Raw genomic sequence first — 15,373 nt, forward strand, 5'->3', positions numbered from 1 at the left:
CGCTTTTTTTTCGTCTGGTCAAACGTTTGCGAGCTGCCGGGCGGGTCAATTTGCGGCCCACGGATTCATTCGATGGCAAACGGTTTTCCCCAAGATGTCGGCCGGCGCCGCGCGAATCTTCGCGCGGCGCCGAACCCGCTTGGCCATCAGGCCGTCTTGTCTTCCTGCACCTTCAATTCACTGATCATCCGTTCGCGCATGACGAATTTCTGCACCTTGCCGGTCACCGTCATCGGCAGTTCGTCGACGAAGCGGATGTACTTCGGCACCTTGTAGTGCGCGATCTGGCCCTGACAGAACTGCTGGATTTCCTCCGCTGTGGCCTGCTCTCCTGAGCGCAATACGATCCACGCACACACTTCCTCGCCGTACTTCGCGTCGGGCACGCCGAAGACCTGCACGCTTTGGATTTTCGGGTGGCGGAACAAAAACTCCTCAATCTCGCGCGGGTAGATGTTTTCGCCGCCGCGAATCAGCATGTCCTTCAGGCGGCCGACGATGTTGCAGTAGCCTTCGGCATCGAGCGTCGCCAGATCGCCGGTATGCATCCAGCCGTCGACGATGCTTTCCCGCGTCTTCGCTTCGTCCCCCCAATAGCCCTGCATCACTGAATAACCTTTGGTGCACAGTTCGCCCGTCTCGCCGATCGGCACGATCGCGCCGAGCGGGTCGACGATCTTCACCTCCAGATGCGGCTGGATACGCCCGACCGTCGTGGTGCGTTTGTCGAGCGGATCGGTAGTCGAACTCTGGAAGGACACCGGGCTGGTCTCCGTCATGCCGTATGCGATCGTGATCTCGTTCAGATGCATCTTCGAGACGACCTTCTTCATCGTCTCGATCGGGCACGGCGAACCGGCCATGATTCCGGTGCGCAGCCGCGAAAAGTCATAAGTGGCGAAATTCGGATGATCGAGTTCGGCGATGAACATGGTCGGCACCCCGTGCAGCGCGGTGCACTGCTCTTCGGCGACGGCCGCCAGGGTGGCAGCTGGATCGAAGCCCTCACCTGGAAACACCATATTCGCGCCGACCGATACGCAGGCCAGCACCGCCAGCACCATGCCGAAGCAGTGATAGAGCGGGACGGGAATGCACAGGCCGTCCTGCTCCGTTAGGCGCATCGCCATCGCGATATAGCGCGCGTTGTTGACGACGTTCCTGTGGGTCAGCGTCGCGCCCTTCGGATTGCCGGTCGTACCGCTGGTGAACTGAATGTTGATCGGGTCGTGGGAGGAAAGCGTCGCGCCGATGGCGTCGAGCCTGGCGACGTCGAGTGTTGCGCGGCCCTGCTCGATCACGTCGGAGAAGGTCAGCATGCCGGGCGTTTCCGTGTCGCACATGCGGATCACGTAGCGCAGATCGGGCAGGCGTGCGGCGTGCAGTTCGCCCGGCGCCTGGGTCGCCAGCTCCGGCGCGAGCTCCTGCAGCATCTCGAGGTACATCGATGTCTTGAAACGCTCTGCGGCAATGATCGCCTTGCAGCCCACCTTGTTCAAGGCGTACTCAAGTTCGGCGAGCCGGTAAGCCGGGTTGATGTTGACGAGCACGGCGCCGATGCGTGCCGTCGCGAACTGCGTAAGCAGCCATTCCACCCGGTTCGGCGACCAGATGCCGACGCGGTCGCCCTTCACGATGCCGAGTGCGAGAAGACCGGCCGCCAGCACGTCGATTTCTTCGGCGAACTCCTTCCATGTCCAGCTGATTCCTTGCTCACGAAACACCACGGCCGGGCGCTCAGGGAAACGCGCCGCGGTGTCGCGCAGAAACTGGCCTACCGGTGCTTCGCTCAACGGGATCTCGGTCGACCCGCGAACATACGACAGGTTGTCCTTGGGTTCGATGAGTGCGCCTTCGCCTGACAGGTGGGTTGCCATGGTGTTGTCTCCGTGAGCGGAAGCTCGCCCAGTCTATTGAAATGAAATTGAAATCGATTGTGCCACCGGCGTGTGTCTGTACGGCATCAAGTCTTACCCGCACCGCATCGACTGCTGCTGGGGGCGCCGCAACCGCTCATTGTTCGCTCGGAATGCACGATTTTGCTGACCTTTCCGTAAACGTCAAGTGAAGGTCAAAAAAAAGCAGCCACGAAGGCTGCTTTCTCTCTGATACGTGGTGCTTAGTTCTGACCGCGCAGCTTGCGCAGACGCTGGATCGCAGCGAGCTGAGCCGTCGCGTACGCCAGTTCCGCTTGCGCGGTAGCGTATTCAAGGTTCGAACCCGTGTTCTGCAGCGCTTCTTCTGCGCGCTTGCGTGCATCTTCGGCCTTGGCTTCGTCGAGATCCTTGCCGCGGATCGCCGTGTCGGCGAGAACCGTCACAGCGCCAGGCTGGATTTCGAGGATACCGCCGGCGACGAACACAAACTCTTCTTCGCCGTTTTCAGCTTCGATGCGCACCGCACCCGGACGAATCCGCGTGATGAGCGGCGTGTGGCCCGGCAAAATGCCGAGTTCACCTGCTTCGCCCGGCAGCGCGACGAACTTCGCCTGGCCCGAGAAGATCTGCTCTTCCGCGCTGACGACGTCTACTTTAATGGTTGCCATATCGACTCCTGTGGCGACCCGAGTTAGCGCTTTGGCGCTTATTCGGGTCCCATGCAAGGCTGGATTGAGTGTAGTGAGAGGCGCCGTTTCCGCGAAATACTACCCCGCAGGTAGCATTTCAGCGCGGAGCGGCACCCGCTTCGTTACACCCGACCTTTACTGGATCTTCTTGGCCTTTTCGAAGGCTTCGTCGATCGTGCCGACCATGTAGAACGCTTGTTCCGGCAGGTGGTCGCACTCGCCTTCAACGATCATCTTGAAGCCACGAATGGTTTCCTTCAGCGGCACGTACTTGCCCGGCGAACCCGTGAACACTTCAGCGACGTGGAACGGCTGCGACAGGAAACGCTGGATCTTACGAGCGCGCGCCACGGCGAGCTTGTCTTCCGGCGCCAGTTCGTCCATACCCAGAATCGCGATAATGTCGCGCAATTCCTTGTAGCGCTGCAGCGTTTGCTGCACGCCGCGCGTGATTGCGTAGTGCTCTTCGCCGATCACGTTCGGGTCGATCTGACGCGAGGTCGAATCGAGCGGGTCCACTGCCGGGTAGATACCCAGCGAAGCGATGTCACGCGACAACACGACGGTTGCGTCCAAGTGGCCGAAAGTCGTAGCCGGCGACGGGTCGGTCAAGTCATCCGCAGGGACGTACACGGCCTGAACCGACGTGATCGAGCCGGTCTTGGTCGACGTAATACGCTCTTGCAGCTTACCCATTTCTTCAGCCAACGTCGGCTGATAGCCCACTGCCGACGGCATACGGCCGAGCAGTGCCGACACTTCCGTGCCTGCCAGCGTGAAACGGTAGATGTTGTCGACGAAGAACAGCACGTCGAGGCCTTCGTCACGGAAGTGCTCAGCCATCGTCAGACCGGTCAGCGCGACGCGCAGACGGTTGCCCGGCGGCTCGTTCATCTGGCCGTACACCAGCGCGACCTTGTCGAGAACGTTCGAGTCCTTCATTTCGTGATAGAAGTCGTTCCCTTCGCGGGTACGCTCACCAACACCGGCGAACACGGAGTAACCACCGTGTTCCTTAGCGATGTTGTTGATCAGTTCCATCATGTTCACGGTCTTGCCCACACCGGCGCCACCGAACAGGCCAACCTTACCGCCCTTGGCGAACGGGCAGATCAGGTCGATAACCTTGATGCCGGTTTCGAGCAGTTCCGTCGACGGCGATAGTTCGTCGAACGCCGGGGCCTTCTGGTGAATACCGCGAACCACGTCCGAGTTGATCGGGCCGGCTTCGTCGATCGGGCGACCCAGCACATCCATGATCCGGCCGAGGGTCGGCTTGCCAACCGGCACGCTGATCGGCTTGCCGGTGTTCTTCACCGTCGTACCACGGCGCAGACCGTCCGATGCACCCAGACAGATGGTGCGGACGACGCCGTCGCCCAGCTGCTGCTGGACTTCGAGGGTCAGTTCCGAACCTTCGAGAATGAGCGCGTCGTAAATCTTCGGCATGTGGTCACGCGGGAATTCCACGTCGATCACCGCGCCGATGCACTGTACGATCTTGCCTTCTACCAAAGCAGTAGTACTCATCGCTTTTCCTTTAGATACTCAATTCTTCACTCGCGCAAAGGCGCAGTTTTGGTGGGGGCGCCCAGCCGGGTGCGCCTCACAGGGCGCACACGAAGCGGCGTACCTGACCTTTATGGTCAGACTGCCGCCGCGCCACCGACGATTTCCGACAGTTCTTTCGTGATCGCGGCCTGACGGCTCTTGTTGTACACGAGCTGTAGTTCGTTGATGACCGTCTTCGCATTGTCCGAAGCGGCCTTCATTGCGACCATCCGTGCCGACTGCTCCGATGCCATGTTTTCCGCGACGGCCTGATAGACCAGCGCTTCGACATAACGCACCAGCAGTTCGTCCACCACTGCCTGTGCATCCGGCTCGTAGATGTAGTCCCACTGCGTGCTCGGCGTCGTGCCGTCTTCGTCCTTGCGCTCGAACTGGTCTGCCGACAGCGGCAGCAGTTGCTCGATCACCGGCTCCTGCTTCATCGTGTTGACGAAGCGCGTGTACGCGAGGTACACCGCCGAAACCTTGCCTTCCGAGTACAGGTCGAGCTGCACCTTCACCGCGCCGATCAACTTTTCCAGATGCGGCGTGTCGCCCAGATGCACGACATTCGACACCACCTTGGCGCGCAGACGATTCAGGAAACCCAGACCCTTGGTACCGATCGCAGTTGCTTCGATCGTCTTGCCCTGGCCTTCCAGTTCCTTGAACTTCTGCAGCGACGCACGCAGCACGTTGGTGTTCATACCACCGCACAAACCTTTATCGGTCGTGACGAGGATGATGCCGGCCGTTTTCGCGCCTTCGTTCGACACCATGAACGGGTGACGATACTCCGGGTTCGCACGGCTCATGTGCGCAGCGATATCGCGGACCTTGTCGGCATACGGGCGAGCAGCGCGCATGCGCTCCTGAGCGCGGCGCATCTTCGATGCGGCCACCATCTCCATCGCTTTCGTGATCTTGCGCGTGTTTTGCACGCTCTTGATCTTGCCGCGAATTTCCTTCATTCCAGCCATTGCTTACTCCTTGTCGGCCCGAGTCAGCGCTTTAGCGGTTACTCGGGTCCCATGCAAAGCGATCGAAGCAGCGCGAGTTCAGTTGCCTGCGGCCCGCGCCGCTTCAAGGTCCGTTTATGCCTTGCGGGTCACTCGCGGATCAATAAGCGCCGGACTTCTTGAAGTCTTTGAGAGCCGTGTGCAGCAGGGCTTCGTCGTCCTTCGAGAGTTCCTTGGTGTCTTCGATGCGCTTGATCAGGTCTGCGTGCTTCGACTTCAGGTAATCGCGCAGGCCCTTTTCGAACGGCAGCACTTGCGCGACTTCGAGGTCGTCGAGGTAACCGTTGTTCGCAGCGAACAGCGCGACAGCCAGTTCCCACACTTGCAGCGGCTGATACTGCGGCTGCTTCAGCAGTTCCGTCACGCGGCGGCCGCGCTCCAGTTGCTTGCGGGTTGCTTCGTCGAGGTCAGATGCGAACTGCGCAAACGCTGCGAGTTCACGGTACTGCGCCAGGTCGGTACGGATACCGCCCGACAGCTTCTTCACAACCTTGGTTTGAGCCGCACCACCCACGCGCGAGACCGACACACCGGCGTTAATTGCCGGGCGGATACCTGCGTTGAAAAGGTCGGTTTCCAGGAAGATCTGGCCGTCGGTAATCGAGATCACGTTCGTCGGAACGAATGCGGTCACGTCGCCTGCTTGCGTTTCAATGACCGGCAGTGCCGTCAGCGAACCGCTCTTGCCCTTCACTTCGCCGTTCGTGAACTTCTCGACGTACTCTTCCGAGACGCGAGCAGCACGCTCCAGGAGACGCGAGTGCAGATAAAACACGTCACCCGGATACGCTTCACGGCCCGGCGGGCGGCGCAGCAGCAGCGAGATCTGACGGTATGCCCAAGCTTGCTTGGTCAAATCGTCATAAACGATCAGGGCGTCTTGACCGCGGTCGCGGAAGTATTCGCCCATCGTGCAGCCGGCGTACGGTGCGAGGTATTGCATCGCAGCCGATTCCGAAGCCGAAGCGGCCACGACGATCGTGTATTCCAGCGCGCCGGTTTCTTCCAGCTTGCGGACCACGTTCATGATCGACGAAGCTTTCTGACCGATCGCGACGTAGATACAGAAGAGGTTCTTGCCCTTCTGGTTGATGATCGCGTCGACTGCGACTGCGGTCTTGCCGCACTGGCGGTCGCCGATGATCAGCTCACGCTGGCCACGGCCAACCGGCACCATCGCGTCGATCGACTTCAGACCGGTTTGAACCGGCTCCGAAACCGACTTACGCCAGATCACGCCCGGAGCAATCTTTTCGATTGCGTCGGTTTTCTTCGCGTTGATCGGGCCCTTGCCGTCGATCGGGTTGCCGAGTGCATCGACCACGCGGCCGAGCAGTTCCGGACCCACCGGCACTTCGAGAATACGGCCCGTCGTCTTGACGATGTCGCCTTCCGAAATATGTTCGTACTCACCCAGAATCACGGCGCCGACCGAGTCGCGCTCGAGGTTCAGTGCGAGACCGAAGGTGTTGCCCGGGAATTCGAGCATTTCGCCCTGCATCACTTCCGACAGGCCGTGGATACGCACGATACCGTCGGTCACGGAGATCACAGTGCCCTGGTTGCGAACGTCTGCGCTCGCTTCAAGGCCCTGGATCCTGCTCTTGATCAGCTCGCTGATCTCAGAGGGATTGAGTTGCATTATTCGCTCCTGATAGTCAATTCTGTTGCGTGCCAGCCGCTTCAGCGCCTTGGGCGCTTCAGGCCGTCAGAGCCGTCTGCATGCTGGCAAGCCGCGCGCGGACCGAGGTATCGAGCACTTCGTCGCCGACCGTCACGCGCACGCCGCCGATGAGCGACGAGTCGACTTCGACCGTCGGCTTCAGCTTGCGCTTGAATTTGCGTTCGAGACCTGCGACGAGTTCGTTCAACTGCGCGCCTTCGAGCGGGAATGCGCTGACGATCAGCACATCTGCCGCCCCTTCGCGGGCGTTCTTCAACTCTTCGAACTGCGTGGCGATTTCCGGCAGCAATTGCAGACGATGGTTATCGACCAGCATTTGCACCAGATTCTTCGCTTGCGCATTGTCCTTGAGCGGCGACTTGACCGCGGACAGCAGCAGATCGCTGACCTGTGCGCGGCTCACTTTCGGGCTCGAGGCGATCGACAGCACTTCGGGCAGACGCGCAACCTGTGCCAGCTCCTGCACGAGCGTGGACCAGGCGGCGATGTCACCAGCTTCGGCCACGCCAAACAGCGCTTCTGCGTACGGACGGGCGATGGTTGCAAGTTCGGCCATGATCAGAGCTCGGCTTTCAGTTGATTCAGCAGGTCAGCGTGAGCTGCCTGGTCGACTTCGCGCTTCAGGATCTGTTCAGCGCCCTTCACTGCCAGCGCGGCAACTTCGCCGCGCAGCGTTTCGCGGGCCTTCACGACTTGCTGTTCCGCGTCGGCCTTCGCTTGCGCGATGATGCGAGCGGCTTCAGCTTGTGCTTGAGCCTTGATTTCGTCGGCGACTGTCACTGCGCGCTTTTCTGCCTCAGCAATACGTTGCTGACCGTCGTTGCGTGCCTGAGCCAGTTCCTGGTCGACGCGCTTGTGGGCGGCTTCGAGTTCAGCCTTGCCCTTTTCAGCGGCAGACAAACCGTCAGCAATCTTCTTTGAGCGCTCGTCGAGGGCGTTGATCAACGGCGGCCACACGAACTTCATCGTGAACCACGCGAGGATCAGGAACACGACCATTTGCGCAAACAGGGTTGCGTTGAGATTCACGGTGTTTCCTTAAACGTTGCTAGTTCGGAAAGTGAAACGGCAAGGCGCTCATCGATTCTGTATTCGATCAGCGCCCAAGTGCCCGTTCCGCCCTGCGCCTTTACCAGTTATAGCTCAGGCGCAAACTTCCGAGGAACCTCAGCCTGCCAGCTTCGACAGCAGCGGGTTCGCGAACGCGAACAGCATTGCCACACCAACGCCAATCAGGAACGCAGCATCGATCAGACCAGCCAGCAGGAACATCTTGGTTTGCAGCGGGTTCATCAGTTCCGGTTGACGAGCACATGCTTCGATGTACTTGCCACCCATCAGGCCGATACCGATACAGGCGCCGATTGCACCCAGGCCGATGATGATGCCGATACCGATGGCGGTCAGACCCTGGATGTTGGCGATGAAAGCTTGCATGATCACTCCTTTGTGAAAAGTCTTTTAGAACTGGTTGGAACTGGGATTTAATAAAAACAAAACTAAAACAATTCGTCGTTCGACACGCCGTGATTAGTGGCTGTCGTGTGCCTGTCCGATGTACACCAGCGTCAGCATCATGAAAATGAACGCTTGCAGCAGAACGATCAGGATGTGGAAGATCGCCCAGACCGTGCCTGCAATGACGTGGCCGATAAAGCCGAGCACTGACGCGTCCGCGCCGAAACCCCACATGCTGCCGAGGAGAGCAATCAGCAGGAACAACAGCTCGCCCGCGTACATGTTGCCGAACAGCCGCATGCCGAGCGAAACCGTCTTTGCGACGAACTCGATGATGTTCAATGCAAGGTTCGGGATCCACAGCAGCGGATGCGCGCCGAACGGAGCCGACAGCAGTTCATGCACGAAGCCGCCTGCGCCCTTGATCTTGAAGTTGTAGTAAATCATCAGCGCGAACACGCCGAGTGCGATACCGAGCGTACCGTTCAGGTCGGCCGTCGGCACGATGCGATGGTGGGGGATGGCTTCCGACAAACCCAGCCAGCCGATTACGCGGCCCGGCAGATCGACGGGGATGAAGTCGAGCGAGTTCATCAACGCGACCCAGACGAACACGGTCAGTGCCAGCGGTGCAATGAAGGTACGCGTGCCGTGGATCATCGACTTCGATTGATCTTCGACCATCTCGACCAGCATTTCGATCGCGCACTGGAAACGACCCGGCACGCCGGACGTCGCCTTGCGAGCCGCCAGATGCAGGATGGCGATCGTGGCCAGACCGCAAACGATCGACCAGAAAAGGGTGTCCAGATTCCACACGTGAATGTCGAAAATCGACGTCTGGTGCGCGGTGGAAAAGTTCTGCAAGTGGTGCGCGATGTACTCGGACGGATCCAGAGCGCGCGTGCCTTCGCTAGCTGCCATATCGTTAATGCCACCCAAATTGTCGAAAATCGTCTTAGGCCGTTCCCGCCGCAATTCTGTATTGCGGGAACACGCCGGGTGCGGATCGTGTCATATCCGCACTCCTTACGCCAGCGCTGCGCGCCAGCCTGAATTTTGTGTTGCTACTCTCTGCTCCTACCTTAGCGCCACGCGAGGGCGATCCAGTAGGTCTTGAGCGCGATGAGGTAAGTCACGAGCAGCGGCACCCAGCGTACGTCGTGATACCAGAAGGCGATGGCTACAAACATCGCGATCGTTGTCCCCATCTTGAGCGCTTCGCCGATCATCCAGCTCATCGCTGTTTCGGCGCCGCTCAGCGTTCTAAGACGTGCCGCGAACAACGCGCTCGGCACCCAGCAAATCGCTCCCCCCAGGAACGCGGACAGCGCAGCAGCGCCCGGCGGCTTGTAGAACAGCCACCACACCAGCGTAGCACCCAGGGACAAAACCATTTGCGCCACCACGACCTTGAAAGGCGTGACGCGCGATGGACGACTCACATTCGGGCCAAACAGCTTTTCGGCCTCGACCCGCGTGAGCGGAACGATATTGTTATCTTGTTGCTCGACATCCCACGCATCGTCAGTTGTAACGTGCTGACCGGTGGACGCATCGGAAACGGTGCGTTCAGCGCGGTGGTCGTCACGCCCATTCTTCGGCGCTTGATTCGACGTTTTAACCGCCATCGCAGTGTTCCGAAAGTCTTGTTCCAGCCCGCGAGCTTACGCTGCGCTTACGGGGTTGCCGTGCAATTAAATCCGGGCGATTGTAAGCGATAGTTGCAGGCAATTCAAGACTTTAGGCCGTTCAATAACCAGCATGAAAACGGCCGCCACGATGCGGGACCGCGATCTCGGGCGGTGTGTACACGGCAAATGTAAGGCGGTCGGGGGATGGCAAAACATGCGCGATGAATCAGGTCGCTTGAAGCGCGTGGATGTGTCGTTTCGACGCTGCTACGGACGTCTCAAAAATGCAACAGACGATGTTTTTTACCACCTTTGGTAGACATGAAGGACGGCGCCGGGTAGAAGCGCAACGGCGACTGCAGGCCGTGGTCCTTCCTATGGTGACCAAACATCACCGGAGGCCACCCTCGGTCCTGACGGTCGACGCAACGTGCAGTCAGGCGCCTGCCACTTCATGCCGATCCCGCCCTGCCCTCGCACCTTAACAATCCCCGCGTTGGCACCTAACACCCGCTGCCGAATCCGGGCACGTGAAAGGACGGAGCATGCGGAACCCGTTGCAACATCGCAGCAGTAAGGCCAAGCCTGCACGAGCAGCTCAACTCACCGCACAACCCGGCCTCGTCTGCGTCACCACGGAAATATCCGCAGAAGCTGATACATCGCAATCCTTATTATTACACGCGACATATAGTTAGGTATCCAACTGATATCCACATGGGCTATCGGTCGAACAGGGAGACCATCAAACGAGCCATGTTTGCGGCGGATACGACCGCTGCCCCACCGCTACCGCCGAAAAACACACCAGGCGCGCCAAACGGCTTGCGAGCGAGAGGCGAGAACCGACAACCACCCCCAGCCAGCCCGCAAGCATGCTCAACATCCCTCAACAATCAACCCGCCACGATCAGGCCGTAGCGTTACCACGCAACCGGACGAGAATCCCTTCTAACGCGTCCAGATCGCCGAAGTCCACCAGCACCTGACCACGGCCGCGTCGGCCGAGCTTGATCTTAACCGTTGCGGCGAGCAGATCGGACAATTCCTCCTCAAGCCGTCGCGTATCGCGGCCGCCGTCCTGATTCGCTCGCGCTTTGACCGCAGGCGCAACCTTGGTCGTCGTCGTCACCAGTTTTTCGGTTTCGCGTACCGACATACGCTTGTTGACGACCTGGTTGGCCAACGTGATCTGCGTCGCGGCATCGACGGCCAGCAGCGCGCGCGCATGCCCCATGTCGAGGTCACCGGCCAGCAGCATCGTCTGCACCGGCGACGCCAGATTCAGCAAACGCAGCAAGTTCGATACAGCACTGCGCGAACGACCAACCGATTCGGCCGCCTGTTCGTGCGTGAAATTGAACTCGTCGAGCAAGCGCTGAATACCCTGCGCTTCTTCCAGCGGATTCAGATCTTCGCGCTGAATATTCTCAATCAACGCCATCGCAGCGGCGGCCTGGTCCGGCACGTCCCTCACCAGCACCGGCACCTCATTCAGACCGGCGATGCGTGCCGCGCGGAAGCGCCGCTCGCCGGCGATGATCTCGTACCTATCCGCCGATACCGGCCGCACCAGGATAGGCTGCATGAGCCCCTGAGCACGGATGCTGGCGGCCAATTCCTGCAACGCGCCTTCGTCCATGCGCGTGCGCGGCTGGTACTTGCCGGCCTGCAGCTTACTGAGCGGCAGCACGTTCGGCGCACCCTCGATCACGACGGCCTCGGTAATATCCGCACTGCCACCCAGCAGTGCTTCCAGACCCCGGCCCAACCCTTTCTTTCTTGCTACTGCGTTCATCGTGCTTCCTCGATCCGCTTAGGACGCCTGGGGCGCGTCATTCAATGTGCGCACCCGCTCAATCATCTCTGCACCGAACTGCACATACGCCTGCGCACCGCGCGAGGCCTTATCGAACACGACGCCCGGCAACCCATAGCTAGGCGCCTCGGCAAGGCGCACATTGCGCGGAATCACCACATCGAACACCTTGTCGCCAAAGTGCTCTTTCAGTTGGTCTGAAACTTGCTGTTGCAAGGTGATGCGCGGATCGAACATCACGCGCAGCAGGCCGATCACCTTCAGGTCGCGATTCAGGTTCGCGTGCACCTGCTTGATCGTGTTGACAAGGTCGGACAGCCCCTCAAGCGCGAAGTACTCGCATTGCATCGGGATCACTACGCCATGGGCGGCGCACAGACCATTGAGCGTCAGCAGCGACAAAGCCGGCGGGCAGTCGATCAGCACGAATTCATATTCGCTTTCGACCTCCGCCAAGGCGACTTTCAGTTGACGCTCGCGATGCTGGACGCTGACCAGTTCGACTTCGGCACCCGCCAGTTCACGGTTCGCGGGCACCACGTCGTAGCCGACGGCTTCCGGGCGCACTCGCGCATCCGCCACGGATACGCCGTCCACAAGCACTTCGTAGACGGTATTCGCACACGCAGCCTTGTCGACACCGCTGCCCATCGTGGCGTTGCCCTGCGGGTCCAGATCGATGAGAAGGACTCGCTGTCCCTGCGCTGCCAAGCTCGCGGCCAGATTGACTGCCGTCGTCGTCTTGCCGACGCCGCCCTTCTGGTTCGCAACGCAGAAGATTTTTGCCATCGTTGGTGTGTCCCTTTTGCTGCTTGAATAAAGTAGAAAGCGCTCGTGGTATGCGGTGCGTACCTGGCACCTACTGGAGGCGGCCCTCAGCGGCCCTCGTCCACCCGCACCTTGATCAGATGCCGCTCAGCGTCGAGCGACGGCACATTCAGCCGGATGATCTGTTCCACCTGGGCACCCGCTGGCAGGCGCTCGATTTCACCATCCGGACGCACACCCTTCATCGCCCAGATCGCACCCTGCTCCGCAACGAGATGACGGGCCAGTGTAACGAAATCCGCGAGCTCTGCGAATGCGCGCGACACGATTACGTCGAACTTTGCCGGTACTTCGGCGCCCGACCGCAAAGTCTCGACCCGGCCCGTGACAACCGACAGATTCGCAAGGCCGAGCTCCGCTTTGGCTTGGGCCTGAAAAGCCGTCTTCTTGTGCACGATGTCGTTCACGGTGACGGTCCACTCAGGCAGGACGATGGCCAGCACGATGCCAGGCAAGCCGCCACCGGAGCCCACGTCCAGCACCGAAGACGCACCGCGCGTAGCGAGATGCGGCACGATCGAAAGCGAATCCAGGATGTGCTGGATAAGCATCTGCCGCGGATCGCGAATCGCCGTCAGGTTGTAGACGGCATTCCATTTGGACAGCAGCGCAACGTAGTCGAGCAGTTTGCCGAGCTGCGCGTCGCTGAGATCGAGGCCGAGCTCTCGGACGCCGTCCGCTAACAGCGGCGCCAATGCCTCACTAGTGCTTCCCTTCTGACCCACCGTCATTGCACCACCGGCGTGTTGTCGGTGCCGGGCTCGGCGGGTTTCGTCGAACGGCGTCCCAAGCCACGCTTGAGGTGGACCATCAGCAAGGAGATCGCCGCCGGTGTAATGCCGGAGATACGCGACGCCTGGCCAATGGTTTCAGGGCGGAATTGCGTCAGCTTCTGACGCGCTTCAAACGACAGTCCCCTTACCTCGGCGTAGTCCAACCCCTCAGGCAAACGCGTGCTTTCGTGCGATTCATTCCGCTCGATCTCATCGGCCTGGCGGTCGATGTAGCCTTGATACTTGATGCCGATCTCGATCTGCTCCTTGATCTGGGCGAGCAGAACGCCGTCTTCAGCCAGCGTCTCACGCGCAGCACATGCACCCTCGCGCAAACCGCAGACACCGTCGTAAGTCACGCCCGGGCGGCGCAGCAGATCGGCCAAACTGTATTCATGGTCGATCGGTTTGCCGAGCAATGCGGTCGCTTCTTCAGCCGGTAACGTCTTAGGATTGACCCACGTCGTACGAAGGCGCTCTGTTTCACGTGAAACAGCATCACGTTTGCGGCTGAATGCGTCCCAACGGACGTCATCGACTACTCCGAGTTCGCGGCCAATCTCCGTTAGACGCATATCGGCGTTGTCTTCGCGCAGACTCAGACGGTATTCGGCTCGACTCGTGAACATGCGATACGGCTCGGACACCCCTTGCGTCACCAGATCATCGACCAGAACACCCAGGTAGGCCTGATCGCGGCGCGGGCACCATGCATCCTTGCCCTGCACGTGCAAGCCGGCGTTGATCCCCGCCAGCAAGCCTTGCGCAGCCGCTTCTTCATAGCCAGTCGTGCCATTGATCTGGCCCGCAAAGAACAGCCCATTGATCACCTTGGTTTCGAGCGATGCCTTCAACCCACGCGGATCGAAGTAGTCGTATTCGATCGCATAGCCCGGCCGCAGGATATGCGCGTGCTCCAGACCACGCATCGAACGCACGAGTTCCAACTGCACGTCGAACGGCAGACTGGTGGAAATCCCGTTGGGATAGAACTCGTTCGTCGTCAGCCCCTCAGGTTCGAGGAAGATCTGATGCGACTCCTTCGATGCGAAACGGTGAATCTTGTCCTCGATCGACGGGCAGTACCGCGGCCCCACCCCTTCGATCACGCCGGTGTACATCGGAGAACGGTCTAGACCACCGCGGATGATGTCGTGCGTGCGCTCATTCGTATGAGTGACCCAGCACGGCACCTGGCGCGGATGCTGCTCGACGCGGCCTAGGAACGAGAAAACCGGCACCGGATCCAGATCGCCCGGCTGTTCTTCGAGCTTCGAAAAGTCAATCGTCCGACCGTCGATGCGCGGCGGCGTCCCGGTCTTCAGGCGGCCTTGCGGCAGCTTCAGCTCCTTTAGACGACCGGACAGCGACACCGCTGCCGGATCGCCAGCACGGCCGCCGGTGTAGTTGTTCAAACCCACGTGAATCTTGCCGTCGAGGAACGTCCCGGCCGTCAGCACGACTGCGCGTGAGCGAAAACGAATTCCCACCTGCGTTACCGCACCGACCACACGATCCCCTTCCACCATCAGATCGTCGACCGCTTGCTGGAACAGCCACAGATTCGGCTGATTCTCCAGCCGATGCCGGATCGCCTGCTTGTACAGCAGACGGTCCGCCTGCGCACGCGTCGCGCGAACGGCAGGCCCCTTCGACGAATTGAGGATGCGGAACTGGATCCCGCCCTCGTCCGTCGCGGCCGCCATCGCACCGCCGAGCGCATCGACCTCCTTCACCAGATGGCCTTTACCAATCCCGCCGATGGACGGGTTGCAGCTCATCTGACCGAGGGTTTCGATGTTATGCGTCAGTAGGAGGGTGGTATTGCCCATGCGTGCCGAGGCCAAGGCGGCCTCAGTGCCCGCATGACCGCCGCCGACGACGATTACGTCAAATTCTGTGGGAAAAAGCATCGCGGATCTCACGCCAGATCGTCGCGTGAGCCTTTCAAAGGAAAATGTATGGGCGAATTATAACGGGTTCGGTTTAGGCCCGAATTTCGACCGAATGCTCAGACAAGAAAAAAGCGGTGTGTTTCACG

The 15,373-nt window shown here is 60.1% G+C and carries 14 protein-coding genes; all 14 read right to left on the reverse strand.

The window, feature by feature from the left end:
* Positions 1-146: 146 nt before the first annotated feature.
* Entirely contained in the window at positions 147-1,877 is a 1,731-nt protein-coding gene (locus M0D64_RS19650; protein ID WP_171925296.1) for an AMP-binding protein, read from the reverse strand.
* Between the two features lie 242 nt (positions 1,878-2,119).
* A complete protein-coding gene (locus tag M0D64_RS19655) occupies positions 2,120-2,545 on the reverse strand; it encodes a F0F1 ATP synthase subunit epsilon (RefSeq protein ID WP_012434800.1) in 426 nt (141 codons plus the stop codon).
* Positions 2,546-2,701: 156 nt separating this feature from the next.
* Complete coding sequence (gene atpD, locus M0D64_RS19660) at positions 2,702-4,096, reverse strand: F0F1 ATP synthase subunit beta (RefSeq protein WP_007180028.1); 1,395 nt, start codon at positions 4,094-4,096, stop codon at positions 2,702-2,704.
* Positions 4,097-4,212: 116 nt separating this feature from the next.
* Positions 4,213-5,097 carry a F0F1 ATP synthase subunit gamma gene (gene atpG, locus M0D64_RS19665; protein WP_115781412.1) on the reverse strand — a complete coding sequence of 295 codons (885 nt, stop codon included), beginning with the start codon at positions 5,095-5,097 and terminating at the stop codon, positions 4,213-4,215.
* A 139-nt stretch (positions 5,098-5,236) separates the two neighbouring features.
* Positions 5,237-6,778 carry a F0F1 ATP synthase subunit alpha gene (gene atpA, locus M0D64_RS19670; RefSeq protein WP_054038572.1) on the reverse strand — a complete coding sequence of 514 codons (1,542 nt, stop codon included), beginning with the start codon at positions 6,776-6,778 and terminating at the stop codon, positions 5,237-5,239.
* Positions 6,779-6,836: 58 nt separating this feature from the next.
* Complete coding sequence (locus M0D64_RS19675; protein WP_054038574.1) at positions 6,837-7,376, reverse strand: F0F1 ATP synthase subunit delta; 540 nt, start codon at positions 7,374-7,376, stop codon at positions 6,837-6,839.
* A 2-nt stretch (positions 7,377-7,378) separates the two neighbouring features.
* A complete protein-coding gene (locus M0D64_RS19680; RefSeq protein ID WP_168435572.1) occupies positions 7,379-7,849 on the reverse strand; it encodes a F0F1 ATP synthase subunit B in 471 nt (156 codons plus the stop codon).
* A 138-nt stretch (positions 7,850-7,987) separates the two neighbouring features.
* On the reverse strand, positions 7,988-8,257 hold the full coding sequence (atpE, locus tag M0D64_RS19685) for a F0F1 ATP synthase subunit C (protein WP_007180033.1): 270 nt from the start codon (positions 8,255-8,257) through the stop codon (positions 7,988-7,990).
* 93 nt (positions 8,258-8,350) lie between these two features.
* Positions 8,351-9,202, reverse strand: a complete 852-nt coding sequence (atpB, locus tag M0D64_RS19690; protein WP_093634487.1) for a F0F1 ATP synthase subunit A — start codon at positions 9,200-9,202, stop codon at positions 8,351-8,353.
* A 161-nt stretch (positions 9,203-9,363) separates the two neighbouring features.
* Positions 9,364-9,909 carry an ATP synthase subunit I gene (locus M0D64_RS19695; protein ID WP_154558725.1) on the reverse strand — a complete coding sequence of 182 codons (546 nt, stop codon included), beginning with the start codon at positions 9,907-9,909 and terminating at the stop codon, positions 9,364-9,366.
* Between the two features lie 913 nt (positions 9,910-10,822).
* Positions 10,823-11,710, reverse strand: coding sequence for a ParB/RepB/Spo0J family partition protein (locus M0D64_RS19700; protein WP_154558726.1), 888 nt, complete (start codon positions 11,708-11,710; stop codon positions 10,823-10,825).
* Between the two features lie 18 nt (positions 11,711-11,728).
* Positions 11,729-12,520: a ParA family protein gene (locus tag M0D64_RS19705; protein WP_154558727.1), complete on the reverse strand. Its 792-nt coding sequence runs from the start codon at positions 12,518-12,520 to the stop codon at positions 11,729-11,731.
* 86 nt (positions 12,521-12,606) lie between these two features.
* On the reverse strand, positions 12,607-13,290 hold the full coding sequence (rsmG, locus tag M0D64_RS19710; protein WP_154558728.1) for a 16S rRNA (guanine(527)-N(7))-methyltransferase RsmG: 684 nt from the start codon (positions 13,288-13,290) through the stop codon (positions 12,607-12,609).
* Positions 13,287-15,245 (reverse strand): tRNA uridine-5-carboxymethylaminomethyl(34) synthesis enzyme MnmG, encoded by a 1,959-nt coding sequence (gene mnmG, locus M0D64_RS19715; RefSeq protein WP_171925294.1) that lies wholly within the window; start codon positions 15,243-15,245, stop codon positions 13,287-13,289. The genes rsmG and mnmG overlap by 4 nt, the downstream gene beginning before the upstream one ends.
* Positions 15,246-15,373: the final 128 nt, after the last annotated feature.

Origin of the sequence: Paraburkholderia sp. WS6 (assembly GCF_030464835.1) — a bacterium.
GTDB lineage: Bacteria > Pseudomonadota > Gammaproteobacteria > Burkholderiales > Burkholderiaceae > Paraburkholderia > Paraburkholderia madseniana.